Below are 24,851 nucleotides of genomic sequence, written 5' to 3'. Positions count from 1 at the left end.
AGCCAGCTCCCACATTGATTGGGTTATCACATTGAGGTTTTTGGGGGTTGCTTAAAGAGCAGGTTTGGCTCTTCGCGCCTTGAAGAACTCGCTCAACACCGTCCCGCACTCCTCGGCCAGCACCCCGCCTTCAAACAGCACCCGATGATTGAGAAAGCCCTGGGTAAAAAATTGCCCCTGGCTTTGCACAATTCCCGCCTTGGGTTCCAGCGCGCCATACACCACTCGAGCGATCCGCGAGTGGACGATCAACCCGGCGCACATGCTGCACGGCTCCAACGTCACATACAGGGTGCTGCCCGACAGGCGGTAGTTGCTGACTGCCTGGGCGGCGGCGCGGATGGCGACCATTTCCGCGTGAGCGCTGGGGTCGTTGCCGCTGATGGGGCAGTTGAAGCCCCGACCGATGATTTCACCGTCCTGCACCAGCACCGCGCCCACCGGCACCTCACCCAATGCTGCGCCTTGGGCGGCGAGGGCCAGGGCTTCACGCATGAAGTCCTGGTCGCGGCTGCGATCGATAATCGCCATTGGGCGGAACTGGCGCATCACGCTACCTCGATGGCGGCCATCAGGCCGGTTTCCATGTGATCAATGACATGGCAGTGGAACATCCACACGCCCGGGTTATCCGCCACCAGGGCAACACGGGCGCGCTCGTTCTTGCCCAGCAGGTAGGTGTCGGTGAAATACGGGATCACCTTGTGCCGGTTCGAGGCAATCACCTTGAAGCTCATGCCGTGCAGGTGAATCGGGTGTTGGTACTGGGTCATGTTCTTCAATTCGAAAATGTAGCTCTTGCCCTTTTCAAGCTTGGCAATCGGGCGGTCGGCGCAGGTCTTGTCAGTGATGTCCCAGGCCTGGCCGTTGATCTGCCACAGGCTTGGCGGCTTATTGTCCACGTTCACCGAAACCGATCCAACCCATTCGAAATTGAAGTTGAGTTTCTCGGCATTGGCCAGGTCCGGCTCGGCAATCGGGTTGGCGGGCAGCGCGGGCGGCCATTCGTTCGGCGCATCGGTGTTGGGCACCGAGCGGAAGGTACCGAGGCGCACCGGGCCGTTGCGAATAGACAGTTCTTCTCCGGCAGGTGGGGCCTTGATCGCCAGACAAATACGCATGCCCGGGCCTAACCAGTATTCCTTGCCTAACGGCCGCGGCTCGATGGGATTGCCGTCCAGGGCATAGATCTGCGCCTCGACGTCGGGAATGTTGATGCGATAGGTCAGGGTGTTGTCGAGGTTGAGCAGGCGCACCCGGGTGATCTGCCCGGCCGGCAAATCGATCACCGCCTGGGACACACCGTTGATGGTGGACAACCGCCCGGCGGTGCCGCCGCGCGCGGCTTCACGCGGGATACTGAAGGCGACAAACGCGCCCTCTTCATCCACATGCCAGCTTTTCAGGCTCAGGGTGCGTTCGTGTTTGAAACCGGTAGGCTCGCGCTCTTCGATGATCAGCGGGCCCACCAGGCCACGGCCGAGCTCTTCGCTGCTGTTCACATGAGGGTGATACCAGTAGCTGCCGGCATCGGGCACACGGAATTTGTAATCGAAGTACTCACCAGGCAGTACCGGCAGTTGCGAGACATAGGGCACGCCGTCCATTTCCAGTGGCAGGCGGATGCCATGCCAGTGGATGGTCGTGGCAACCGGCAGGTGGTTGATGAAACGCACCCGCAGCCATTCACCCTGGCGCACCCGCAGCTCGGTACCTGGTGCCGATGGGCCAAAGGCCCAAGCCTGGGTCTTGTGTCCCGCAACCAATTCCACATCCAACGGTGCGGCAATCAGCTCGTAATCATGCCCCGCCTCGGCCTCGGCCACCTTCCCCAGCCAGTAGCGGTAGGCGCCACCGGCACCGACACCGACCACTGCAAGACCGGCCAGACCACCCAGGATTTGTCGACGGGAAAAGGATTGGGACACAACAACCTCACGTATCTGCCGCGGGTCCAAGCCCCGCAAAGGGCAAATACGATACACCCGCAAATGCGAAACAGTAAGGGTTCGCGTTGCCGCAGTGTGGTTTTCAGGCCTTGGCGGCAGCCAGGATCAGGGCTTTCATCTCGGCCACCGCGCCTTTGAAACCGACAAACAGCGCGTGAGCGACCAAGGCATGACCGATGTTCAGCTCGTTGATACCTTTGATCGCGGCCACGGCTTCGACGTTGTGGTAGTGCAGACCATGGCCGGCGTTGACGATCAGGCCTTCGCCGAGGCCGCAGTTGACGCCATCGATGATGCGTTGCAACTCATCGGCCACTTCAGTTGGCGTGGTGGCGTCGGCGTAACGGCCAGTGTGCAGCTCGATGGCGGGAGCACCCACGCGTTTCGACGCTTCGATCTGCCGCTCATCGGCGTCGATAAACAGCGAGACTTCACTGCCGATCTTCGACAGGCGTTCCACGGCGGCCTTGATCCGCGCTTCCTGGCCAGCCACATCAAGGCCACCTTCAGTGGTCAGTTCCTGACGGGTTTCCGGGACCAGGCAGATGTGCGCCGGACGGATGCGCTCGGCGAACGCCATCATTTCTTCGGTGACGCCCATCTCGAAGTTCATGCGGGTTTGCAGCACGTCCTTGAGCAACAGCACGTCGCGCTCCTGGATGTGCCGGCGGTCTTCGCGCAGGTGCACGGTGATGCCGTCGGCGCCCGCTTCTTCGGCGTCCAGCGCGGCCTTGACCGGATCCGGGTAACGGGTGCCCCGGGCCTGGCGCAGGGTGGCTACGTGGTCGATGTTCACGCCGAGAAGAATGCGATTGCTGGTGGTCACGAAAAGCGCTCCTGAAGAGGGAAGGAATCGCTGCACAGCATACACGGGGATGTCAGGGCTTTCGAAACAACTCGCGACTGACCAGCGGCCGACCGCCCAGATGCACGGCCAAGGCCTGGCGCATCAGGCGTTTGGCGGCGGACAAGGCGCCTGGAGCGCTCCAGTCGGCCTCGCTCATGGCCAACAGCTCGGTGCCCTGGAACAGGCCAGGTTGCAGCAGGTACACCCGCTCCAGGCCCGCGTCCACTTGCAGGCGGTACATGCCGTCGGCGGCGATGGGGTCGCCGTGCAGGTCGTTGCTCAGTTCAAAGCCGTAGCCCAGATCGTCCAGCAAGCGCCATTCGAAGGCGCGCAGCAGAGGTTCCAAAGGGCGGCCCTCGGCCAGGGCGAGCAAGGTGGCGGCGTAGTGGTCAAAGACTGCAGGGTGCGGGTCTTCGGCCGGCAGCAGGCGAATCAGCAATTCGTTGAGGTAGAGGCCGCTGAACAGCGCCTCGCCATTGAGCCAGTTGGAGGCACCGGCGGCTTCCATGCGGCCGACGTTCTTCAGCTCGCCGCGTCCGCGAAACTCCACTTCCAGGGCCACGAACGGACGTGCCAACGTCCCCGCCTTGCCTCGCGCACTGCGCAAGACTGCCCGCAGGCGGCCTTGGGGCGTGAGGAAGTCCACCAGGGCGCTGGTCTCGCGGTAGGCGCGGCTGTGCAGGACGTAAGCAGGTTGGCCGGTGGGTTGGGGTTGAGACATTGAGTTCTCGCTGGAGGAGCGCGGTCTTGAAAACAACACAAACCTAATGTGGGAGCGGGCTTGCCCGCGATGGCGGTGCCACAATCAACATTTTCGTTGAATGTTACACCCTCATCGCGGGCAAGCCCGCTCCCACAGAGGTTTTGCGGTGAGCCTGCTACCGAAGTTACAGGTCGCCGTAACCCAACGAACGCAACGCGCGCTCATCATCAGACCAACCACCCTTCACCTTGACCCACAGGTTGAGCATGATCTTGGAGTCGAACAGCAGCTCCATGTCCTTGCGCGCTTCGGTGCCGATACGCTTGATGCGCTCGCCCTTGTCGCCAATGATGATTTTCTTCTGGCCGTCACGCTCGACGAGGATCAGCGCGTGGATATGCAGGGTCTTGCCCTGCTGCTTGAACTCTTCGATTTCAACGGTGATCTGGTACGGCAGCTCGGCGCCCATCTGGCGCATGATTTTTTCGCGCACCAGTTCAGCCGCCAGGAAACGGCTGCTGCGGTCGGTGATCTGGTCTTCCGGGAAGAAGTGCTCGTTCTCCGGCAGGTGCTGGGCGATGACCCGCTCCAACGCTTCCAGGTTGTGCCCGTGCTGGGCCGAGATCGGGATGATCTGGGCGTTCGGCAGTTGCTCCTGCAGCCAGCTCAGGTGCGGCATCAGCTCGGCTTTGTCTTCGATACGGTCGGTCTTGTTCAACGCGACGATCAACGGGCCAGTCACGTATTGCACGCGCTCGAGGACCATCTGGTCTTCTTCGGTCCACTTGGTGCGGTCAACGACGAAGATCACCACGTCGACGTCTTTCAACGCGGCCGAAGCGGTTTTGTTCATGTAGCGGTTGAGGGCTTTCTCGCCGCCTTTGTGCATGCCTGGGGTATCAACGTAGACCGCCTGGATGTTGCCTTCGGTCTTGATGCCCAGCATGTTGTGACGGGTGGTCTGCGGCTTGCGCGACGTGATCGCGAGCTTTTGCCCCAGGATGTGGTTCAGCAACGTGGACTTGCCCACGTTGGGGCGGCCGACGATGGCAACATAGCCACAGCGTGTTGCAGTTGAATCAGTCATGGCCATTCTCCACGCCCAGGGCAATCAGTGCTGCGGCGGCCGCTACCTGTTCGGCAATACGACGACTCACACCCTGACCTCGGCTTTTTTCATTCAGTAAGGTGATTTCACATTCGACGAAGAACACTCGGCAATGTGGCTCACCCTGGATATCCACCACTTCGTAGCGTGGCAGTTCACACCCGCGAGACTGCAGAAACTCTTGCAGGCGGGTCTTGGGATCTTTGTTGGTGTCCACCAGCGTCAGGCTTTCAATCTCCGAAGCCAGCCAGGCCACTACCCGCTCCTTGGCGGCTTCCATACCGGCATCGAGGTAGATTGCACCGATCAGGGCTTCGAGGGCATCGGCCAGAATCGACTCGCGACGGAAACCACCGCTTTTCAACTCGCCGGAACCCAGGCGCAGGTATTCGCCAAGGTCAAAACCACGGGCCAGTACGGCCAGGGTTTCGCCCTTCACCAGGCGGGCACGCAAACGCGACAGCTGGCCTTCACGGGCCAGCGGGAAGCGGTCGAACAGGGCTTCACCGGCAACAAAGTTGAGAATGGCATCACCGAGGAATTCCAGGCGTTCGTTGTTACGCCCGGCAAAGCTGCGGTGTGTGAGGGCAAGGATCATCAACTCCTGATCCTTGAAGGTGTAACCGAGCTGACGCTCGAGACGGCTTAGAGAAACGCTCACGGTTTACCCACATTCAGTTCGTGGCGCCAAAGGCCTACGACGATTAACGCTGTGTTCAAATTCAAATCCTGGTGGTTGCTGCATGAGGCCGGACAATTGTCCAAGCCCCAGAAAAGCATTCGGCGCTGTGTTCACAGCGCCGCATGGATTACTTGATCAGCCCGACCCGCGAGAAGTTCGGCAGGTGGCTGAGCTTGGGTTCCGGCCAGCTCATCCAGACCGCGAAGGCCTTGCCGACGATATTCTGGTCGGGGACCATGCCCAACATGTCCTTGGGAATGTTGGGGTCATCCCAGTACCGGCTGTCATTGGAGTTGTCGCGGTTGTCGCCCATCATGAAGTAATGCCCGGCAGGCACTGTCCACTGGTTATCGGGCGGCGAACGGTAGCGACTCATTTCCTTGCGGATTTCGTGCTCTACCGCCCCGAGCTTCTCCTGGTACAGCTCGGCGCTGCCCAGGGTGTTCGGCTCGGAACCAATCAGTTTTTCCGCCACCGATTCACCGTTGACGAACAGGCGCTTGTCGCTGGTGTAGCGAATCACGTCGCCCGGCAGGCCTACCACACGCTTGATGTAGTTGACGTTCGGGTCGCTTGGGTAGCGGAACACCATCACATCGCCGCGCTGCGGATCACCGATCTCGATGACTTTCTTGTCGATCACCGGCAAGCGGATCCCGTAGGAAAACTTGTTCACCAGGATGAAGTCGCCCACGTCCAGGGTCGGTTTCATCGATCCCGAAGGAATCTGAAACGGCTCCACCAGGAACGAACGCAGCACCAGCACGATAAACAGAACCGGGAAGAACGACTTGCCGTATTCAACCAGCAGCGGTTCCTTGTTCAGTTTCTCGACCACGGCCACATCAGGCTGGCTGACGCTGCCCTGATAGGACGCGATGGCCGTACGCCGACGCGGAGCGAAGAACACCAGATCAAGCAACGCCAGGAGACCACAAACGGCAACGGCGATGACCAGCAACAGCGGGAAATTTAGTGACATAGGACCTAACTATCCAACCTGAGCACCGCAAGGAAGGCTTCTTGTGGAATTTCCACGTTGCCCACTTGCTTCATGCGTTTTTTACCGGCCTTTTGCTTCTCAAGCAGCTTGCGCTTACGGCTGACGTCGCCGCCATAGCATTTGGCCAGTACGTTCTTTCTGAGTGCCTTGACGGAGGTCCGCGCAATGATCTGCCCGCCAATGGCGGCCTGGATCGCGACGTCGAACATCTGGCGCGGAATCAGTTCCTTCATCTTCTCGGTCAACTGGCGACCTTTGTAGTGCGCGTTATCCTTGTGCACGATCAACGCCAGGGCGTCGACCTTGTCACCGTTGATCAGCACATCCAGTTTCACCAGATTAGCTGACTGATAACGATCAAAATGGTAATCCAGCGAAGCATAGCCGCGACTGGTGGATTTGAGACGGTCGAAGAAGTCCAGGACCACTTCGTTCATCGGCAAATCGTAAGTCACTTGTACCTGGGTACCCAGGAACAACATGTCGTGCTGCACGCCACGCTTTTCGATACACAGGGTAATGACGTTGCCCAGGTGCTCTTGCGGCACAAGAATATTGGCCCGCACGATCGGCTCGCGCATGTCTTCGATGGAAGACAGATCCGGAAGCTTGGACGGGTTGTCGACGTAAATCGTTTCACCGGTTTTCAGCGCCAGCTCAAAAATAACCGTCGGCGCGGTGGTGATCAGGTCCAGGTCGTATTCGCGCTCGAGGCGCTCCTGAATGATCTCCATGTGCAGCATGCCGAGGAAGCCGCAACGGAAGCCGAAGCCCAGAGCATCGGAGCTTTCCGGGGTGTACTGCAACGACGAGTCGTTGAGGGTCAGCTTTTGCAGGGCTTCGCGGAAATCTTCGAAGTCGTCGGAGCTGACCGGGAACAGGCCGGCGTAGACCTGCGGCTGGATGCGTTTGAAACCCGGCAGCACGTCGACGTCAGGGGTGGAGCTCAAGGTCAGGGTGTCACCCACCGGTGCACCGTGAATGTCCTTGATACCGGCAATGATGAAGCCTACTTCGCCGGCTTTCAGATCAACGGTCGCGGTGTGCTTGGGGTTGAATACACCGACACTGTCCACCAGGTGGATCTTGCCGGTGGACTTGACCAGGATCTTGTCGCCCTTCTTCACACGGCCGTGGCGCACGCGTACCAGGGAAACAACGCCCAGGTAGTTGTCGAACCAGGAGTCGATGATCAACGCTTGCAGCGGATCTTCGTAGTTGCCGGTGGGGGCCGGAATGGTTTTCACCAGGCGTTCGAGCACTTCGTCGACGCCCAGGCCGGTCTTGGCGCTGCACTCGACGGCGTCGGTGGCGTCAATGCCGATGATTTTTTCGATTTCTTCTTTCACGCGGTCCGGATCGGCCTGTGGCAGGTCGATCTTGTTCAGCACCGGCATGACTTCCAGGCCTTGCTCGATGGCGGTGTAGCAGTTGGCCACGGACTGAGCTTCAACGCCCTGCCCCGCATCCACTACCAGCAACGCGCCTTCACAGGCTGCCAGCGACCGGCTGACTTCGTAGGTGAAGTCAACGTGGCCTGGGGTGTCAATGAAGTTCAACTGGTACTTGATGCCATCACGGGCGGTGTAATACAGAGTAACGCTGTGGGCCTTGATGGTGATCCCGCGCTCGCGCTCGAGGTCCATGGAGTCCAGCACCTGGGCTTCCATTTCACGCTCGGCAAGGCCGCCGCACATCTGGATGAATCGATCGGCCAGCGTCGACTTGCCATGGTCAATGTGGGCGATGATGGAGAAATTGCGGATATGACTCAAATCACTCACGGATCAACACTCAAAAAGGCTGCAGGCAGACTGCCCGCTGAAAAATAGCCGGGAATTGTACCTGATGCTCAGGCCAGACGTCATCTTTGGCGACCAAGAACAAAAATGCCCCGATCGGTCGAACGGGGCATTTTTTGTTCATAAGCAGGCAATCAACCGGCTCGGCGCAACAGCCAGAACCCGGCCAGCGCACAAATGAGCGTAGGCACCAGCACCGCAAACAATGGCGAGAAGCCGAATACCAGGCTGGACGGCCCCAGCAGGTCCTGGGCGATACGGAAGGTAAAGCCCACCAGCACGCCGGTGAACACACGCTGCCCCAACGTCACCGAGCGCAACGGGCCGAAGATGAAGGAAATGGCCATCAATACCAGCGCTGCGGTCACCACCGGTTGCAATACCTTGACCCAGAACGCCAGCCAGTAACGGCCATTGTTCAGACCCTGGTCGCTCAAGTAGTGGATGTAACTCCACAAGCCGGCAATAGACAGGGTTTCCGGTACCATCACCACGGTATTGAGCAGGTCCGGGCTCAAGGCGATGTCCCAGGTTTCTTGTGGGGCGTTGATCACCTCAGTAGTGGCCGCCTTACCGGTACCGATCCCACGGAAAAAGGTAGTGGTCACCTCACTCAACTGCCACTTTTCGTCTCCATACTGCGCACGCTTGGCAAAGCTTGCCGACAGCATGTGCCGCTCCTTGTCGAAGTGATAGCGGGTCACCCCCAGCAGCAAGCCGCCCGGTTGCACGGCGTTGATGTGAATGAACTCATCGCCCTGGCGGTGCCACAGACCGTGCTTGGCGCTTTGCGCATCGCCCGACCCTTGGGCCAGGGCCCGGTTGGCCTGGGCCTGGCTTTCAGTCGGCGGCACCACGTACTCGCCAATCAACACACCCACCACCATCAGCACCAGCATGGGCTTCATGACCGCCCAGACAATACGGCCGATGGACACGCCAGCGGCACGCATGATCGTCAGTTCGCTGTTGCTGGCCAGGCTGCCCAGGCCGATCAGGCAGCCGATCAGCGCCGCCATCGGCAGCATCTCGTAGAGACGACGCGGCGCGGTGAGCATCACGTAGCTCAGAACGTCGGTCACGGTGTAGCTGTCGGTGACGTTGCCCACCTCGTCGATGAACGCGAACAGCAAGGCCAGGCCCAGGATAATGCCCAGTACGGCGAGGATCGCCACCAACACGCTGCTACCAATGTAGCGATCGAGCTTAACCACGAGCCATCTCCTTCATGCTGCGACGACTCGCCATTTTCAAACGCAACGGTTCCCAGTAGAGCAACCCCAGGCCGATGGACAGGAAGATCCCGTGGACCCACCACAACCCGAGGCCCAGCGGAATCTTGCCCTTCTCCAGGGAGCCCCGGGCGGAAATCAGGATGGTCAGGTAAGCCATATAAAGCAGGATTGCCGGCAGCAACTTGAGGAATCGCCCTTGGCGCGGGTTGACCCGCGACAAGGGCACCGCCATCAGGGTCACGATAAACACCAGCAGTGGCAGCGACAGGCGCCATTGCAACTCGGCCACCGCACGCGGCTCCGGGTTGCCCCACAGGGCGCTGGTGGGCATGGCGTCGCGGTCGGTCACTTCGTTGCTGATCTCAGGCCTGGCCAACAACACGCCATAAGTGTCGTACTTGATGGCCCGGTAATCCGCCTGGCCTGGGCTGCCGTCATAGCGGTAGCCGTTTTCCAGGATCAGGTAGCGATTGCCGTCCGGACGGATCTCCTGGCGACCACTGTCGGCGACCAATACCGAGATACCACGGTCCTTCTGGTCCTGGCCCAAGCGCTTCTCGGAAATGAACACCCCGCCCAGGTTGGCGCGGTCTTCGGTCATCCGCTCGGTGTACGTCACTCGCGAGCCGTCATTCAACGCCTGGAAACGCCCAGGGACCAAGGTATCGAACTCGGTCATCGCATCCTGTTTATTGAGCACCAACTGAAATTGCATGGAACCCTGAGGCGCCAGGCTCAGGCTCAACCAGGCGACCACCAGGGCCACGCCGGTCGCAGGCACCAGGGTCATGGCCAGCAAACGCTGCTGGCTCATGCCCGTGGCCGAAAGCACGGTCATTTCACTTTCGAGGTAGAGCCGGCCATAGGCCAGCAAAATACCCAGAAACAGCCCCAGCGGCAGAATCAGCTGCAGGAAGCCGGGCATCCGAAAGCCCATGATCAAAAACAGGGAACCCGGATCAAGTGCGCCAGAGGCGGCTTGAGCCAGAAACTTGACGAAGCGACCACTCATGATAATGACCAGCAATACCGCACTTACGGCACTCAGGGTCACCAGGACTTCGCGGGACAAATAACGGAAGACAATCAAACCAGACACTCCAGGGTTGTCAGGCTAAGCGGCCAAACAAGCAAGCATATCGAGTCGACCCATTGGCACAGGTCGGCTAAAAAGATGGCGCATTATCCTGTGATTGACCGCGCCTGTCACTGCGCACGCTCAAGCAGGCGCACAAAGCTGCCTGCAAGGGTTGTCAGCCGAACGTTGCGAGGTTCAAACTGCGGCCTTTGTCGCAGGCTGCCTACAGGTGGCCAGGCTTATAAGCCGGGTGTACAAACGCCTGGTTCTCAGACCTCATCAAGGGACCCGAAAATGGAACTGGTTGTAAAAAGCGTTAGCCCGCAAACGTTGAAAACCGCCACCCTCGTGGTCGCTGTCGGCGAAGGCCGCAAGCTCGGCGTAGCCGCTAAGCAGCTGGACGAACTGAGCGGTGGCGCCATCAGCGCTGTGCTCAAGCGCGGCGACCTGGCCGGCAAAGTCGGTCAGAGCCTGCTGCTGCAAAGCCTGCCCAACCTGAAAGCCGATCGCGTATTGCTGGTGGGCGTGGGCAAGGAAGCCGAACTGGGCGACCGTCCGTTCCGCAAGATCATCAGCGGCGTGCTCAATACCCTCAAGGGCCTGGGCGGCAGCGATGCAGCGCTGGCGCTGGACGAAATCGTGGTCAAGGGCCGCGACAGCTACGGCAAGACCCGCCTGCTGGCGGAAACCCTGGCCGATGGCGAATACACCTTCGACCAGTTCAAGAGCCAGAAAGCCGAACCCCGCGCACTGAAGAAAATCACCCTGCTGACCATCAAGGCTGCCCAGGCTGAAGTCGAGCGCGCCGTGACCCACGCCCAGGCGATTGCCGGCGGCATGGCCTTCACTCGCGACTTGGGCAACCTGCCGCCGAACATCTGCCACCCCACCTACCTGGGCGAGCAAGCCAAGGCGCTGGGCAAGGAATTCAAGGGCCTGAAAGTCGAAGTACTTGATGAAAAGAAAATCAAGGAACTGGGCATGGGCTCGTTCTATGCCGTAGGCCAGGGCAGCGACCAGCCGCCCCGCCTGATCGTCATGCAATACAACGGCGGCAAGAAGTCCGAGAAGCCCTTCGCCCTCGTCGGTAAAGGCATCACCTTCGACACCGGCGGCATCAGCCTCAAGCCGGGCCTGGGCATGGACGAGATGAAGTACGACATGGGCGGCGCCGCCAGCGTCTTCGGTACCCTGCGCGCCGTGCTGGAACTCAAGCTGCCGATCAACCTGGTGTGCATCCTGGCCTGCGCCGAGAACATGCCAAGCGGCGGCGCGTCCCGTCCGGGTGACATCGTCACCACGATGAGCGGCCAGACCGTGGAAATCCTCAACACCGACGCCGAAGGCCGCCTGGTGCTGTGCGATGCCCTGACCTATGCCGAGCGCTTCAAGCCGCAAGCCGTGATCGACATCGCCACCCTGACCGGTGCTTGCGTAGTCGCCCTGGGCGCTCACACTTCGGGCCTCCTGGGTAACAACGACGAGTTGATCGAGCAACTGCTCAGCGCCGGCAAGCAAGCCGACGACCGCGCCTGGCAACTGCCGCTGTTCGACGAGTACCAGGAACAGCTGGACAGCCCGTTCGCCGACATCGCCAACATCGGCGGCCCGAAAGCCGGCACCATCACCGCGGCCTGCTTCCTGTCGCGCTTCGCCAAGAACTTCAACTGGGCTCACCTGGACATCGCCGGCACGGCCTGGACCAGCGGCGGCAAGGATAAAGGCGCCACTGGCCGTCCGGTTCCACTGCTGACCCAGTACCTGCTGGATCGCGCCAAAGCCTGAAACTGAAGATCCCCGGGCGTCTGTAAAGCCGCCCGGGGCTCAGGAACCGCAATGACCCAAGTCGACTTCTATATATTGCCCAGCGCCGATCCTTCCGCACGCCTGGACTTTGCCTGCAAACTCACCGAAAAAGCCTGGCGCATGGGCCACCGCATCTACCTGCATTGCAGCGATGCCACCCAACGCGACGACCTCGATGCCCGCCTGTGGCGGTTCAAGGGTGAAAGCTTCGTGCCTCATGGCCCCGCAGAAGCAGAGCCTGACGGCTTGGTTGTACTGGGTTTGGGCGACAGCTGCGGCGATCACCGTGACCTGCTGGTCAACCTGGACCTGAAAGTACCGGCCTTCGCCAAGGGGTTCGCCCGTGTCGCGGAAGTGGTGGTGGAAGATCCAGCTATTCGTCAGGCCGCGCGGGAGAGTTTCCGTTTCTACCGCGAACAGGGCTATTCTCTGCAAGATCACCGATTACAGCGACTCTGAGCACACGATGGACACTCCAAACCCGCTAAAACCGTCTGACCATCTGCTGGACGACCTTGAGTCGATCCGCCAGTTGTTGGGTGATGATGACAACCTGCAGCCGGCGTCGCAGACCGAAGCGGCCAGTGACGTACAAATTCCCCTGCTGTTCGATATGGTCGGCGGCAAACCTGCGCCGGTACCGGTCGAATCGCCCGTTGTAGAAGCGGACCCGATCCCGGCCGCCGCGCCAGCACACACTCCGGCCGCCGAACCCGAGGCCGCAAAAGCCCCGGACGCCCTGCTGCTGCACCTGGATAACGAACTGCGCGCCGCTGCGCAATTGATCATGCAAGACGTGATCGACGATTTTGCCCCGCATATCGAAACCGAGATCAAGCGTCGGCTGGATGCGCGAATGGAGCGGTTGCTCAGTCAGTACCAATCCTGAACTTGAGCCCAACCCCTTGTGGGAGCTGGCTTGCCTGCGATAGCGGTGTATCAGTAACAGAAGATGTTGGCTGAGAAACCGCTATCGCAGGCAAGCCAGCTCCCACATTGGTTTTGCATGTGCCTTAAGCCCCTCTTCAACTCGCCCTCTCCCCTATCCCCCGTTATACTTGTCGGCTTTCCTGAATTAATGCCAACTAGGGTCCCGCCGCGCATGGATAAGACCTACCAGCCGCACGCTATTGAAACTTCCTGGTACCAGACCTGGGAGTCCGAGAATTATTTCGCTCCGCAAGGCGCGGGCGATTCCTACACCATCATGATTCCGCCACCGAACGTCACTGGCAGCCTGCACATGGGCCATGGCTTCAACAATGCGATCATGGATGCCCTGATTCGTTTCCGCCGCATGCAGGGTCGCAACACCCTGTGGCAACCAGGCACCGACCACGCCGGTATCGCCACGCAGATGCTGGTGGAGCGCCAGCTGGAAGCCACCGGCCAGAACCGTCACGACCTGGGGCGCGAGAAGTTTCTGGAGAAAATCTGGGAATGGAAGGATCAGTCCGGCGGCAACATCAGCCGTCAGATCCGTCGCCTGGGTTCGTCCGTCGACTGGAGCCGCGAGCGCTTCACCATGGACGACGGTCTGTCCGAGTCCGTGAAAGAAGCCTTCGTGCGCCTGCATGAAGACGGCCTGATCTACCGCGGCAAGCGCCTGGTCAACTGGGACACCAAGCTGCACACGGCGATTTCCGACCTTGAAGTGGAAAACCACGACGAGAAAGGCTTCCTGTGGAACCTCAAATACCCGCTGGCCGACGGCGCCAAGACCGCCGAAGGCAACGATTACCTGATCGTCGCCACCACCCGCCCGGAAACCATGCTCGGCGACGCCGCTGTCGCGGTTAACCCAAGCGACGAGCGCTACCAGGCCCTGATTGGCAAGTTCGTCGAGTTGCCATTGGTTGGCCGTCGCATCCCGATCATCGCCGATGATTACTGCGACCCTGAATTCGGCACCGGCTGCGTGAAAATCACCCCGGCCCACGATTTCAACGACTATGAAGTTGGCAAGCGCCACAACCTGCCGCTGCTGAACATCTTCGACAAGAACGCCGCTGTTCTGCCGGCCTGCCAGGTGTTCAACCTCGACGGCACGCTGAACGAAAGCATCGACGGCAAGATCCCGGCCGAATACGCCGGCCTCGACCGTTTCGACGCGCGCAAGCAAATCGTTGCCGCCTTCGACGCTGCTGGCCTGCTGGTGAGTGTTGACGACCACGGCCTGAAAGTACCGAAAGGCGACCGTTCCGGCACCATCATCGAGCCGTGGCTGACCGACCAGTGGTACGTGTCTACCAAGCCGTTGGCAGAGCCTGCGATTGCTGCCGTGGAAGACGGCCGCATCGCGTTCGTGCCTAAACAGTACGAAAACATGTACTTCTCGTGGATGCGTGACATCCAGGATTGGTGCATCAGCCGCCAGCTGTGGTGGGGCCACCGCATTCCGGCCTGGTACGACGAGTCGGGCAAGGTCTATGTTGGCCGCGACGAAACTGAAGTACGTGCCAAGCACAACCTCGGCCCGGACGTGGCGCTGCAACAGGACAATGACGTACTGGACACCTGGTTCAGCTCGGGCCTGTGGACCTTCTCCACCCTGGGTTGGCCGCAGCAGACCGAATTCCTGAAGAAATTCCACTCCACCGACGTGCTGGTCACCGGCTTCGACATCATTTTCTTCTGGGTTGCCCGGATGATCATGCTCACCATGCATTTGGTGAAGAACGAAGACGGCACCCCACAGGTACCGTTCAAGACCGTGTACGTGCACGGCCTGGTGCGTGATGGCCAGGGCCAGAAGATGTCCAAGTCCAAGGGCAACGTCCTGGACCCGCTGGACATCATCGACGGCATCGACCTGGAAACCCTGGTGCAGAAACGCACCTCGGGCCTGATGCAGCCAAAACTGGCGAAGAAGATCGAGAAGCAGACCCGCGACGAATTCGCCGACGGCATTGCCAGCTATGGCACCGACGCGCTGCGCTTCACCTTCTGCTCGCTGGCGTCCACCGGTCGCGACATCAAGTTCGACATGGGCCGCGTCGAAGGCTATCGCAACTTCTGCAACAAGATCTGGAACGCCGCGCGCTACGTGCTGGATAAAGGCGAAGACTGCGGGCAGAACGGCGAAGCTTATGAGCTGTCCCTGGCCGATCGCTGGATCATCTCCCAGTTGCAACGCACCGAAGCCGAAGTGACCCGTCAACTTGACCAGTTCCGCTTCGACTTGGCGGCACAGGCCTTGTACGAGTTCATCTGGAACCAGTATTGCGACTGGTACCTGGAACTGTCCAAGCCGGTGCTGTGGGACGAAAACGCGCCGATCGAACGTCAGCGCGGCACCCGTCGCACCCTGGTGCGCGTACTGGAAGTGGCGCTGCGCCTGGCGCATCCGTTCATGCCGTTCATCACCGAAGAAATCTGGCAGCGCCTGGCGCCGCTGGCCGGTATCGAAGGCAAGACCATCATGCTGCAACCTTGGCCAGTGGCCAATGAAGCACGCATCGATGAGGCGGCCGAAAGCGACATCGAGTGGCTCAAGACCCTGATGCTCGGCACGCGCAACATCCGCGCCGAGATGAACATCGGCCCGGGCAAGCCGCTGGCAGTGTTTGTGAAGAACGCCAGTGCCGAAGACCAGCGTCGCCTCACCGAGAACGATGCGCTGCTCAAGAAGCTCGCGAAGTTGGAGTCGATCACCGTATTGGCCGCTGACGCCGAAGCTCCACTGTCCGCCACCGCATTGGTTGGCGATATGGAAGTGCTGGTGCCGATGGCCGGCTTGATCGACAAGGGCGCGGAACTGGCCCGTCTCGACAAGGAAATCCTGCGCCTGCAAGGCGAAGTGCAGCGAGTGGGCGGCAAACTGTCCAACGCAGCGTTCGTTGACAAGGCGCCGGCTGAAGTGATCGAGAAAGAACGCGCCAAACTGGCCGAGGCCGAACAGGCCCTGGGCAAGCTGGCGGAGCAACATGCACGGATTTCCAGCCTGTAAGGTGGAGCCGTATCAGAAAGAGGCCTTCGGGCCTCTTTTTTTTGGCTTGAAAACCCGATCAATGTGGGAGCTGGCTTGCCTGCGATAGCATCAACTCGATCTGGCTGATACACCGAGTCGTCTGCATCGCAGGCAAGCCAGCTCCCACATTTGACCGAGATTGACTCTGGAATGTGGGACAATACCCACCACTTTTGAAACAACCCCAGAATCGACGCAGCCCATGACCGCTCCCAGCACACCCAAAGCACCGCGCAAGAAGCCTAAACCTGCCACGCCGGCCAAGCCCGTCGTTGCGCGCAAAGAGGCCACTCTGCACCCGCGTAACCGCCACCAGGGCCGTTATGACTTTCCGTCGCTGATCAAAACCACGCCGGAACTGGCCCAGTTTGTGATCCTTAACCCTTACGGCAAGGAAAGCATCGACTTCGCCAGCCCCGACGCGGTACGGGTGTTCAACCGGGCGCTGCTCAAGGCTTTCTACGGCATCCAGCACTGGGATATCCCGGCTGATTACCTGTGCCCTCCCGTTCCGGGGCGTGCCGATTACGTGCACTTCCTCGCGGACCTGCTGGCCAGCGTCAACGAAGGCGAGATTCCCCGTGGTGCTCCGGTCAAGGTGCTGGACATTGGCATGGGCGCCAACTGCGTTTATCCGTTGATCGGCTACAGCGATTACCGCTGGCACTTCCTCGGCTCGGAAATCGACCCGACGGCCGTGGCCGCCGCCAAGGCCATCGTGCAATCCAACGGTCTGAACAAGGCCATCCAGCTGCGCCAGCAAAGCAACCCCAAGCACATCCTGCTGGGCCTGCTGGAGCCGGGCGAACGCTTTGACCTGACCATGTGCAACCCACCGTTCCATGCCTCCATGGATGAGGCGACCAAAGGCAGTGAGCGTAAATGGCGGGCCTTGGGCAAGGCCGACCCGAAACGCAAATTGCCGGTACTGAACTTCGGTGGCCAATCGGCAGAGTTGTGGTGTGAAGGCGGTGAAGCGCGGTTTGTGACGCAACTTATTGCTGAAAGCGCGCATTTCCAGCACAAAGTGCTGTGGTTCAGCACGCTCGTGTCAAAGGCATCAAACCTGCCGGCGATTCAGACAGCGCTGAAAAAGGCCGGAGTGCTGGAAAGTCAGGTCGTGGAGATGTCTCAGGGCCAGAAACAGAGCCGCTTCGTCGCCTGGACCTTCCAGACCAAGAGCGAGCAGCAAACCTGGCGCCAGCGTTGGGTTCGCAAGGACTGACAAATCGCAGGCAACAAAAAACCGTGCCCGGATCGCTCCGAAGCACGGTTTTTTTTGCTGCGTCTTACTTGTTAACCGAGTCGGTCAGGCCTTTGGCCACAACCAGCTTGATCACTTTCTTGGCAGCGATTTCGATGGCAGCGCCAGTCGAAGGGTTACGGCCAGTACGGGCAGGACGCTCGGTCACTTTCAGCTTGCCAACGCCTGGCAGAGTGATTTCGCCGCCGTTTTCCAGCTGATCAGCAACGATCTGGCCCAGTTGGTCCAGCAGAGCACGCACGGTGGTTTTCGGTGCGTCTACAGCTTCAGCCAGATCAGCGATCAGTTGGTCTTTAGTAATAGCCATTGTGGTGTTCCTTCCCTATCAAATTCATTTGGATTGCAGAGTGCAGTGTCAGCCATCGAGCCCGACCATGAGGCCTGGCACCCACGGCTCTAAACCACGACAGATCGGGGTTATAGATACCTGAAACGGGGTTTGGTTCGACCTGACAGATGCTGAATGCACGCTTAACGCTGAGACTTCGCGTAAGACGGGGCAAAACTAGCACAGAGACGGGGAAATATCCGCCTCAACATACCCATTTGGTCAGCTTTATCGCTCTAAACCGTGAAAAAAAGGCATATAGGCGGTCGGACGGCGCCCAAAACGCCCTTCACACCCTCCGCGACCAGCGGGTGCGGTACACTGGCGACTTTTTCCGGGAGGCCGCCCTCCTCCCAATCAACCAGCCGAGAAGCCCATGCCGATCCGTCATTGCATCGTCCACCTGATCGACAAAAAACCCGACGGCACACCCGCAGTTCTCCACGCCCGCGACTCCGAACTTGCCGAGTCGGCGGCCATCGAGAACATGCTTGCCGACCTCAACGAGAGCTATAACGCCAAACAAGGCAAGGCCTGGGGATTTTTCCATGCCGAGTCCGGCGCGCACCCGTTCAGTGGCTGGTTGAAGGAATATTTCGACGGCGGCATGGATTTCACCGCCTTCAGCCGGGTAGCCGTGGAACATCTGCAAAAGCTGATGGAAGAGTCCAACCTCTCCACGGGCGGCCACGTGCTGTTCGCCCACTATCAACAAGGCATGACCGACTATCTGGCTATTGCCCTGTTGCACCACAGTGAAGGCGTGGCGGTGACCGACCAGTTGGACGTAACGCCTTCGCGTCACCTGGACCTGGGCCAACTGCACCTCGCGGCGCGCATCAACGTGTCCGAGTGGCAGAACAACAAGCAGTCCAAGCAGTACATCTCCTTTATCAAGGGCAAGAACGGCAAGAAGGTCTCGGAGTACTTCCGCGACTTTATCGGCTGCCAGGAAGGCGTCGACGGCCCGGGTGAAACCCGCACCCTGCTCAAGGCCTTCAGTGACTTCGTTGAAAGCGAAGACTTGCCGGACGAGTCCGCCCGCGAGAAAACCAAGACCCTGGTGGATTACGCCAGCAGCCAGGCCAAGCTCGGCGAACCCATGGGCCTGGAAGAGCTCTCCGGCCTGATCGACGAAGACCGGCCGAAAGCCTTCTACGATCACATCCGCAACAAGGATTACGGCCTGTCGCCGGAAATTCCGGCAGATAAACGCACGCTCAACCAGTTCCGCCGCTTCACCGGGCGCGCCGAGGGCCTGTCCATCAGCTTTGAAGCGCACCTGCTGGGCGACAAGATCGAGTATGACGAAGCCGCCGGTACCCTGATCATCAAGGGTTTGCCGACCCAACTGACCGACCAGCTCAAGCGCCGTAACTGATGCTGGGCGGGGTCCTGAAGAAAGTCCTGCTGGTGTTGCTGGTGGTGGTGGTTTTCCAGAACTGGGGCAAGATCGAGCGGGTGTTCAACCCGTCACAAGTGGCGCCCGAACAGGTTCGGGCCAACGCCCGGGTGACGTTGTACACCACCGACTGGTGCGGGTACTGCAAGCAGACCCAGCGTTTTCTGGATCAGAAAGGCATTCCCTACAAAACCGTTGATATCGAGAAGGATGCTGAGGGGCGCAAGGCCTACACGGCATTAGGCGGTGGTGGAATTCCGTTTGTGGACGTGAATGGCACGCTGGTTCGCGATTACAACCCGGATGCGATCATGGCGGCGCTCAAGTAACGAGCGCCACCTGTGTTTACACCCTCAATTGGCCTGAATACGAAAACCCAGGCGCGGAAAGTGCACATGTACCGTGCCGCCCCGCTCATCGGTACGGCGCAGGATCAACTCCTCGTGGCCGGCGAACAACAACTCACCCACCACCGGATCAACACCATAATCCGTCGCCGAGAGGGTCACCTGCTGGCCAGCCTTGAAGCCATTCGGTTCATCAAACAACTCATCCGGCAAGGCTGCCGGTGTGGCGTTTCGCGCGACCGCCAACGCGTCTTCGGCGCTCATTTCAGCCGCAGAACCATGACCAAACCCCATGACCCGCGCATGCCAGGCAGACACGGCAGGATAAATATCGACCAAGGGCGAAGTCACCGGTGTTGCCTTGAGAAACCATAACGGGTGCGCCATGGAGAAGTCGGCAATCGACGGCTCGCCAAACAGGAAGTCCCCCTGCTCGCGCTGCAACTGCTGCTCCAGACGGCCCATGATGACTGGCCACTGATGGCGCGCCTGTTCGGCCGGTATGCGGGCAGCTGTCCCACCGCTGAACAAGGCAGCACGGTCGGCGATAAACGCCTTGACCGCTTCAGGCGGCAATTTGGCAAAACGTACCGCCACTGACTCTGGCTGGAACACAAGGCTGACGGCATGTGCGAACACGACCGAATCGGCCCAGGCGGCAAATGCCTGGGTGATCAGTTCCTGCCCCTCGGGAAACAACGCGGGTGAGGCCTTCTCCTGCTCCAGGCGCCGGGCGATCAGCGCGGTGTCACAGTAGATATCAGCACCGACCTGTAACACCGGCGTCTTGCGGTAGCCACCCGTCAAGGCTGTGAGGCCGGGTTTTGGCATCACCGGCGAGATGTGCACCGAGTGCCAGGACAAGCCTTTGAAGCCAAGCAAAAGGCGGGTTTTTTCTGCGAATGGGGACGCCGGGTAATGGTGGAGAATTAACTCTGACATGCTGGAATCCGCTAAACGAATGAGAATCCAGCTTAGCGCGCAAAAATCATCCGGCCTACCCGTCGGCCTGATGGGAACGTATCAGTCAGATTGATAAACCACTCGCCACCAGGCATTCCTTGGCGCTCTTTTTCAGTTTTTTGATCAGCCGCTCCTGGCGCAACGCTTCGCTCTTGCTAGCGCAGGCTTCGGTGTACACCAGCGCTACCGCCGGGCTTGAAAGAAAAAATCGCGCGCCCTTGCCGCTCTGGTGAGAGGCAAAACGGCGCACTGGGTCATTACTGATCCCGCAATACAGCGAACCATTGGCCGCTCGAACCAGGTAGACAAACCACGGCTTGGGCTCAGCTTCAACGCAGGTCGATGGACTATTCACAGAATGTTCTGGCAAACGAAAAGAGCGCCAATCTTATCAACGACTGGCCTGGAACGCCTTCAACCCTTTCAACGCCTGGGCACGCACCGCATTGCGCACCAGTGGCGTCCAGCCCAGCAGCAGGCCCTTTGTGCCCAGCGCCTGGCGCGACCAACGCCACAGGTCAAAGTGATCATGGTGCTCGCAGATCTTGCCGTCGCGAAACACAAAGCGTGCCTGGATGTCGTTGACCACGGTATTACCGGTCTGGCTGAACAGATAGGTCGCCACCCAATGGGCGCTGCCGGTGATCTCGTCACTCTTCACCTGATCGAAGGTCAGGGAGAAATCCTTGGCCCGCAAGGTAAGCATGCGCCACATGTCACCGGCATCGCGCCCGCGCAGTTCGCCAAACGCCGGGTCGCTGAACACCACGTCTTCGGTGTAGCAGGCGCTCATGGCCTCGGCATCCAATCGCTGGAAGGCGCTGTAGAACTCGGTGATCAAGGCGTTATGGGCGTCGCTCATGGGCAGCCTCCGAAAAAGGGTTGAGGGCCGCTTACGATAGTGCGCAAGCGCCTGGAACACTATCGGCATTTACGGCAGGAATGCCACGGGTACGCCCTTAAGGCACCATGCCGCAACTGCGAGCATAGGCGAACAAATCCACATCGGTGGAAATACACAGTCGGTGCATGGCCGTACTTTTCTGTTTGCTGATGGTAGAAATACTGCGATTGACCCGCGCCGCAATCTGGCTGACGGTCATGCCACTGGCCAGCATCCGTACCACTTCTCGCTCCTTGCCGGACAACTGCGGCTGTTGCGACTGGTCGCCGGGCCCCGCCTCAACCAGTTGGACCCGCAGGCACTCACTGACAAAGGTCTGGCCTGCGCGCACAGCCTTGATTGCCAGCGGCAGCTCCCTGGCCGAAGCACTTTTGGCGACGATGGCCTGGGCACCATGGGCAAAGGAAGCACGCAAGGTCGCGATGTTGGCAAACATGGTCACCAGAATCACCGGCAACTTCGGGTACTGACGGTGCAGCAAGCTCAACAAGCTGTAACCGTCAGCCTGCTGGTCGCCGGGCATCGCGAAATCGGTCACCAGTACATCGCACGGCGTTGTGCTCAGCAGCCTGAGCAATTCATCGGGGCCGTTGGCTTCGCCCACTACTTTGCACCTGCCGCTCGCCTCGATCACCACCCTCTGCCCAATACAAACAATGGGGTGATCATCAGCAATAATTACTCGAAGCATAGGGACCCACGGATGATGGCAACTTGAATCCGCGCAAAGTAACCCCGCAGGCGATCCTCAACAACCGGCAACACAAACAGCGTTTCAAGCCTCGTCCAATGTTTTGTAGCTCGCCATTTTCAACCTACAAAACAAAAAGAAAACTCTTACATACTCAAAACACGACAAATTCGAATAACACCCCCAGACGGTTACAACGTGCTCAAGTAAGTGAGGTAGACCACCAAGTCGCGTTGAAACGCTTCCAACTGAGGTTTGTTGAGCACCACCCCATGGGCACGGACCTCTGCGATCAGCATGCTCCCTCTCACCTCCAGGTCGGCCGCGCCCAGAAACGCCAGGCTGCCCACCAGTCGATGCAGGCGCTGCGCCGTCAACGAAGGGTTCAGGGTCATGCGTGCATGCGCCAGGGCCGCACTGTCTTCACTCGCTTCGATGAGCAGGCTGCCAAGCATCTGTTCCACCACCTGAGCACTACCAAACATCTCGATAAGGCTGGCGCGGGTAGGCCATGCCACCGATAACATTGCGGGTGACAGAGGCGGCTGGACATGAGGCGGGCCAGGAAGCCAGTGCATCAGCACTTCACGTAATTGCTCAAGCGTCAGCGGCTTGAGCAACCAGGCATCCATACCGGCATTGCGGCAACGTTGCGGGTCGTCGTGCACCAGGTTGCCCGTCAAGGCAATGATGGGGACCCGCCCATGACCAAGAGCCCGCTCATGCAGACGAATAGCCCGAGCCATGGTGTAACCATCCATGCACGGCATTTGGCAATCACTGATCACCAGGTCAAAACGCCGACGAGCTATGGCTACCAATGCACTGCGGCCATCTTCGACCAACTCGTGGCGTAGCCCGAACTTTTGCAGAAACCAGCCCATCATCGTTCTATACGTTGAATGGTCTTCCACCACCAGCACGCACAAATGCCGCCAATGAGCCGGCGAGGGCACCATCAGCATCAGTTCCTGCGAAGCGACATCGCTCGAAAGCACGCTCGCTTACCTCATCGTTGCTTTCGTTCCTTCAGCACCCAGAAGATCAAGATAAGGGCGGCACTGACGCAACAGTCAAGGGAGCGCACCGTGCAGCGTCAATATGACACTCACATGACTATCGTCGCCTAAAAAGAAATACCTGTATGAGTTCGTTTTTGACGATACGAAAACTACGAAAAAACATCTTTTCCTACATGCATAATCATTTCTTCTGATGCCATTACACCTGTCATGACGGGCCCCGTTCATTGTCGTAAAAGTTGTATATCCCCAAGCCCTATCGACCGCTAAATTTTGCACCACCCCGTTAGAGGGTGACGATCCGCCACTTCAACGGGCGGCTATCAACCAGACCTGACACACCGCTCAACTGCGCCAGCTTTTTGTGCTCAGCTGTGGGCGCGTATGTGTCTGTCAGCCACACACCGGAACAGCATTACATGAACAAGCATTTGATTGCGTTCGGCAGCGCACTATTGATCACCGCATCCCTCCCAACGTTTGCAGACAGTCGAGTGGAGCTGACCGTCACGGGGAAAATCACACCCAGTGCCTGCACGCCAGCCCTGTCCGGAAATGGGGTTGTTGATTTCGGAAAAATTTCGGCGAAAGACCTGAAGCCGGATCGCCATACCAATCTCGAAAACAGGGCGGTTCAATTGATCGTAACCTGTGAGGCATCCACTCGGTTTGCGATCAAGCCCCGCGATAACCGATCAGGCTCCTCAAGCATCCCTGGCAACATCTCCTACGGTTTGGGAATGATTAACGGGAATGAAAAACTGGGCCGGTACTTTTTGAATTTTATCAACCCCGTATCCGACATCCCATTGACGGCTCTGTATTCGGCCAACAACGGTGCCACCTGGGGAGAGCATTTAGATGGTGACGCAGCCATACCAGGCCAACTATTTGCCTTTGGCAGCCGTGGAGACGACTGGGCCTGGGCGCCCCTACCGCTCCAAAGTGTGACGGTGGATATAACGCTCAATACCGCTATTGCGCCCACCAACTCCTTGACGTTGACCGACGAAGTGGAGAAAGACGGTTCGGCAACTTTGGAGATGATTTATCTGTAACGCCGACACACGCCTCATTGACCGCCTTTGCAAAGGTTATTTACCCATGAAGACTTTTGTCCCTGGGCTTCTGGCCACACTCCTGTTCACACCGCAGGTGTATGCAACCAGCACCACCGACCTCACCGTCAAGGGCACCATTACTCCCAATGCCTGCGGGTCAACGATTTCCAGTGGCGGTAACGCCGATTACGGAAAAATTTCGGCCAAGATGCTCAACCCGGATCAACACACCTACCTGCCAACGCAAACACTGCGACTGCGCATCCGATGTGAAGGTCCGACCCTGTTTACCCTGAGCACCTTCGACAACCGGGCCGGCTCATCCATCGTCAACAGCTTGCATGGGCTGGGCATGACACTCAGCGACGAAAGACTCGGCGCGGTGGCATTCGGATTAAGCAACCCTGTCGCCGATTCCGTACCGGCACGCACAATCATCTCGATCAACGGCGGAGCCAGCTGGAGGACGGGGTCTTATCTGGGACACGCGGCGCTTACCGCCATAGCCTCAGCAGACGGCGCCAGTGTGCCGATTGCCGTTAAGGAACTCGATGCCGATCTGGGTATTTATCCCACCATCGACCACAGCGACAACTTAACCCTTACCGATGAGGTTCCTATTGATGGGGACACCACGATGCAACTCACCTACCTGTAATCGCTGCAAACAGCCTCAATCGAAAGGA

General features: G+C 59.3%; 25 protein-coding genes. 9 read left to right on the top strand and 16 right to left on the bottom strand.

Annotated elements, in window-relative coordinates; translation table 11 throughout:
- Nucleotides 1-51: 51 nt before the first annotated feature.
- From tadA to lptF, 10 genes are all read right to left on the bottom strand, one after another.
- A complete protein-coding gene (gene tadA / locus GNF76_RS00240) occupies nt 52-549 on the bottom strand; it encodes a tRNA adenosine(34) deaminase TadA (RefSeq protein ID WP_155581190.1) in 498 nt (165 codons plus the stop codon).
- Nucleotides 549-1,928, bottom strand: coding sequence for a multicopper oxidase family protein (locus GNF76_RS00235; RefSeq protein WP_178123110.1), 1,380 nt, complete (start codon nt 1,926-1,928; stop codon nt 549-551). Before GNF76_RS00235 ends, tadA begins: the two co-directional genes overlap by 1 nt.
- A 103-nt stretch (nt 1,929-2,031) precedes the next feature.
- The gene (gene pdxJ / locus GNF76_RS00230; RefSeq protein WP_169356208.1) at nt 2,032-2,775 is read right to left on the bottom strand and encodes a pyridoxine 5'-phosphate synthase; all 744 of its coding nucleotides are present in this window, start codon (nt 2,773-2,775) and stop codon (nt 2,032-2,034) included.
- 52 nt (nt 2,776-2,827) lie between these two features.
- Nucleotides 2,828-3,517 carry a DNA repair protein RecO gene (recO, locus tag GNF76_RS00225; protein WP_155581189.1) on the bottom strand — a complete coding sequence of 230 codons (690 nt, stop codon included), beginning with the start codon at nt 3,515-3,517 and terminating at the stop codon, nt 2,828-2,830.
- A gap of 166 nt (nt 3,518-3,683) precedes the next feature.
- Nucleotides 3,684-4,586, bottom strand: a complete 903-nt coding sequence (gene era / locus GNF76_RS00220) for a GTPase Era (RefSeq protein ID WP_155581188.1) — start codon at nt 4,584-4,586, stop codon at nt 3,684-3,686.
- Nucleotides 4,579-5,268: a ribonuclease III gene (gene rnc, locus GNF76_RS00215; protein ID WP_178123109.1), complete on the bottom strand. Its 690-nt coding sequence runs from the start codon at nt 5,266-5,268 to the stop codon at nt 4,579-4,581. The genes era and rnc overlap by 8 nt, the downstream gene beginning before the upstream one ends.
- Nucleotides 5,269-5,416: 148 nt before the next feature.
- Nucleotides 5,417-6,271 (bottom strand): signal peptidase I, encoded by an 855-nt coding sequence (lepB, locus tag GNF76_RS00210; protein WP_155581187.1) that lies wholly within the window; start codon nt 6,269-6,271, stop codon nt 5,417-5,419.
- 5 nt (nt 6,272-6,276) lie between these two features.
- Nucleotides 6,277-8,076 carry a translation elongation factor 4 gene (gene lepA, locus GNF76_RS00205; RefSeq protein WP_178123108.1) on the bottom strand — a complete coding sequence of 600 codons (1,800 nt, stop codon included), beginning with the start codon at nt 8,074-8,076 and terminating at the stop codon, nt 6,277-6,279.
- 152 nt (nt 8,077-8,228) lie between these two features.
- Complete coding sequence (gene lptG, locus GNF76_RS00200; RefSeq protein ID WP_178123107.1) at nt 8,229-9,308, bottom strand: LPS export ABC transporter permease LptG; 1,080 nt, start codon at nt 9,306-9,308, stop codon at nt 8,229-8,231.
- Nucleotides 9,301-10,419 (bottom strand): LPS export ABC transporter permease LptF, encoded by a 1,119-nt coding sequence (gene lptF / locus GNF76_RS00195; RefSeq protein ID WP_155581186.1) that lies wholly within the window; start codon nt 10,417-10,419, stop codon nt 9,301-9,303. Before lptF ends, lptG begins: the two co-directional genes overlap by 8 nt.
- A gap of 282 nt (nt 10,420-10,701) precedes the next feature.
- Here lptF and GNF76_RS00190 point away from each other — a divergent pair, with 282 nt between their 5' ends.
- From GNF76_RS00190 to rlmF, 5 genes are all read left to right on the top strand, one after another.
- Nucleotides 10,702-12,192 carry a leucyl aminopeptidase gene (locus tag GNF76_RS00190; protein ID WP_155581185.1) on the top strand — a complete coding sequence of 497 codons (1,491 nt, stop codon included), beginning with the start codon at nt 10,702-10,704 and terminating at the stop codon, nt 12,190-12,192.
- A 51-nt stretch (nt 12,193-12,243) separates the two neighbouring features.
- Nucleotides 12,244-12,672, top strand: coding sequence for a DNA polymerase III subunit chi (locus GNF76_RS00185; RefSeq protein WP_155581184.1), 429 nt, complete (start codon nt 12,244-12,246; stop codon nt 12,670-12,672).
- Between the two features lie 7 nt (nt 12,673-12,679).
- Nucleotides 12,680-13,102 (top strand): DNA polymerase III subunit chi, encoded by a 423-nt coding sequence (locus GNF76_RS00180; protein ID WP_155581183.1) that lies wholly within the window; start codon nt 12,680-12,682, stop codon nt 13,100-13,102.
- Between the two features lie 213 nt (nt 13,103-13,315).
- Nucleotides 13,316-16,162, top strand: coding sequence for a valine--tRNA ligase (locus GNF76_RS00175; protein WP_155581182.1), 2,847 nt, complete (start codon nt 13,316-13,318; stop codon nt 16,160-16,162).
- A 223-nt stretch (nt 16,163-16,385) separates the two neighbouring features.
- Nucleotides 16,386-17,408 carry a 23S rRNA (adenine(1618)-N(6))-methyltransferase RlmF gene (gene rlmF / locus GNF76_RS00170; RefSeq protein ID WP_155581181.1) on the top strand — a complete coding sequence of 341 codons (1,023 nt, stop codon included), beginning with the start codon at nt 16,386-16,388 and terminating at the stop codon, nt 17,406-17,408.
- 64 nt (nt 17,409-17,472) lie between these two features.
- Here rlmF and GNF76_RS00165 read toward each other — a convergent pair whose 3' ends face one another.
- The gene (locus GNF76_RS00165) at nt 17,473-17,754 is read right to left on the bottom strand and encodes an HU family DNA-binding protein (protein WP_155581180.1); all 282 of its coding nucleotides are present in this window, start codon (nt 17,752-17,754) and stop codon (nt 17,473-17,475) included.
- A 397-nt stretch (nt 17,755-18,151) separates the two neighbouring features.
- Between GNF76_RS00165 and yejK the strand changes: the two genes are divergently transcribed.
- The gene (yejK, locus tag GNF76_RS00160) at nt 18,152-19,156 is read left to right on the top strand and encodes a nucleoid-associated protein YejK (RefSeq protein WP_155581179.1); all 1,005 of its coding nucleotides are present in this window, start codon (nt 18,152-18,154) and stop codon (nt 19,154-19,156) included.
- On the top strand, nt 19,156-19,506 hold the full coding sequence (locus GNF76_RS00155; RefSeq protein ID WP_155581178.1) for a glutaredoxin family protein: 351 nt from the start codon (nt 19,156-19,158) through the stop codon (nt 19,504-19,506). Before yejK ends, GNF76_RS00155 begins: the two co-directional genes overlap by 1 nt.
- Nucleotides 19,507-19,530: 24 nt before the next feature.
- Here the strand turns inward: GNF76_RS00155 and GNF76_RS00150 are convergent, their stop codons facing one another.
- The 5 genes from GNF76_RS00150 to GNF76_RS00130 form a co-directional block, all read right to left on the bottom strand.
- A complete protein-coding gene (locus tag GNF76_RS00150; protein ID WP_155581177.1) occupies nt 19,531-20,466 on the bottom strand; it encodes a glutathione S-transferase family protein in 936 nt (311 codons plus the stop codon).
- Nucleotides 20,467-20,551: 85 nt separating this feature from the next.
- The gene (locus GNF76_RS00145; RefSeq protein WP_178123106.1) at nt 20,552-20,842 is read right to left on the bottom strand and encodes a GIY-YIG nuclease family protein; all 291 of its coding nucleotides are present in this window, start codon (nt 20,840-20,842) and stop codon (nt 20,552-20,554) included.
- A gap of 36 nt (nt 20,843-20,878) precedes the next feature.
- On the bottom strand, nt 20,879-21,349 hold the full coding sequence (locus GNF76_RS00140) for a nuclear transport factor 2 family protein (RefSeq protein ID WP_155581175.1): 471 nt from the start codon (nt 21,347-21,349) through the stop codon (nt 20,879-20,881).
- Nucleotides 21,350-21,446: 97 nt separating this feature from the next.
- Complete coding sequence (locus GNF76_RS00135) at nt 21,447-22,082, bottom strand: response regulator (RefSeq protein ID WP_155581174.1); 636 nt, start codon at nt 22,080-22,082, stop codon at nt 21,447-21,449.
- A 191-nt stretch (nt 22,083-22,273) separates the two neighbouring features.
- Nucleotides 22,274-23,080 carry a response regulator gene (locus GNF76_RS00130; RefSeq protein ID WP_257033947.1) on the bottom strand — a complete coding sequence of 269 codons (807 nt, stop codon included), beginning with the start codon at nt 23,078-23,080 and terminating at the stop codon, nt 22,274-22,276.
- 443 nt (nt 23,081-23,523) lie between these two features.
- Between GNF76_RS00130 and GNF76_RS00125 the strand changes: the two genes are divergently transcribed.
- Both GNF76_RS00125 and GNF76_RS00120 read left to right on the top strand, forming a co-directional pair.
- On the top strand, nt 23,524-24,162 hold the full coding sequence (locus GNF76_RS00125; protein WP_155581173.1) for a DUF1120 domain-containing protein: 639 nt from the start codon (nt 23,524-23,526) through the stop codon (nt 24,160-24,162).
- Nucleotides 24,163-24,208: 46 nt separating this feature from the next.
- Nucleotides 24,209-24,823, top strand: a complete 615-nt coding sequence (locus GNF76_RS00120) for a DUF1120 domain-containing protein (protein ID WP_155581172.1) — start codon at nt 24,209-24,211, stop codon at nt 24,821-24,823.
- The last annotated feature ends 28 nt before the right edge of the window (nt 24,824-24,851 follow it).

The organism is Pseudomonas spelaei, from assembly GCF_009724245.1.
GTDB lineage: Bacteria > Pseudomonadota > Gammaproteobacteria > Pseudomonadales > Pseudomonadaceae > Aquipseudomonas > Aquipseudomonas spelaei.
Note: the sequence above shows the minus strand (reverse complement) of the source record. Positions and strands in the feature narration are given on the sequence as shown.

Coding starts and splice junctions, on each gene's coding strand:
- tadA (WP_155581190.1), bottom strand. CDS start 549: ATGCGCCAGTTCCGCCCAATGGCGATTATCGATCGCAGCCGCGACCAG.
- recO (WP_155581189.1), bottom strand. CDS start 3,517: ATGTCTCAACCCCAACCCACCGGCCAACCTGCTTACGTCCTGCACAGC.
- era (WP_155581188.1), bottom strand. CDS start 4,586: ATGACTGATTCAACTGCAACACGCTGTGGCTATGTTGCCATCGTCGGC.
- lepB (WP_155581187.1), bottom strand. CDS start 6,271: ATGTCACTAAATTTCCCGCTGTTGCTGGTCATCGCCGTTGCCGTTTGT.
- GNF76_RS00190 (WP_155581185.1), top strand. CDS start 10,702: ATGGAACTGGTTGTAAAAAGCGTTAGCCCGCAAACGTTGAAAACCGCC.
- GNF76_RS00185 (WP_155581184.1), top strand. CDS start 12,244: ATGACCCAAGTCGACTTCTATATATTGCCCAGCGCCGATCCTTCCGCA.
- GNF76_RS00180 (WP_155581183.1), top strand. CDS start 12,680: ATGGACACTCCAAACCCGCTAAAACCGTCTGACCATCTGCTGGACGAC.
- GNF76_RS00175 (WP_155581182.1), top strand. CDS start 13,316: ATGGATAAGACCTACCAGCCGCACGCTATTGAAACTTCCTGGTACCAG.
- rlmF (WP_155581181.1), top strand. CDS start 16,386: ATGACCGCTCCCAGCACACCCAAAGCACCGCGCAAGAAGCCTAAACCT.
- GNF76_RS00165 (WP_155581180.1), bottom strand. CDS start 17,754: ATGGCTATTACTAAAGACCAACTGATCGCTGATCTGGCTGAAGCTGTA.
- yejK (WP_155581179.1), top strand. CDS start 18,152: ATGCCGATCCGTCATTGCATCGTCCACCTGATCGACAAAAAACCCGAC.
- GNF76_RS00155 (WP_155581178.1), top strand. CDS start 19,156: ATGCTGGGCGGGGTCCTGAAGAAAGTCCTGCTGGTGTTGCTGGTGGTG.
- GNF76_RS00150 (WP_155581177.1), bottom strand. CDS start 20,466: ATGTCAGAGTTAATTCTCCACCATTACCCGGCGTCCCCATTCGCAGAA.
- GNF76_RS00140 (WP_155581175.1), bottom strand. CDS start 21,349: ATGAGCGACGCCCATAACGCCTTGATCACCGAGTTCTACAGCGCCTTC.
- GNF76_RS00135 (WP_155581174.1), bottom strand. CDS start 22,082: ATGCTTCGAGTAATTATTGCTGATGATCACCCCATTGTTTGTATTGGG.
- GNF76_RS00125 (WP_155581173.1), top strand. CDS start 23,524: ATGAACAAGCATTTGATTGCGTTCGGCAGCGCACTATTGATCACCGCA.
- GNF76_RS00120 (WP_155581172.1), top strand. CDS start 24,209: ATGAAGACTTTTGTCCCTGGGCTTCTGGCCACACTCCTGTTCACACCG.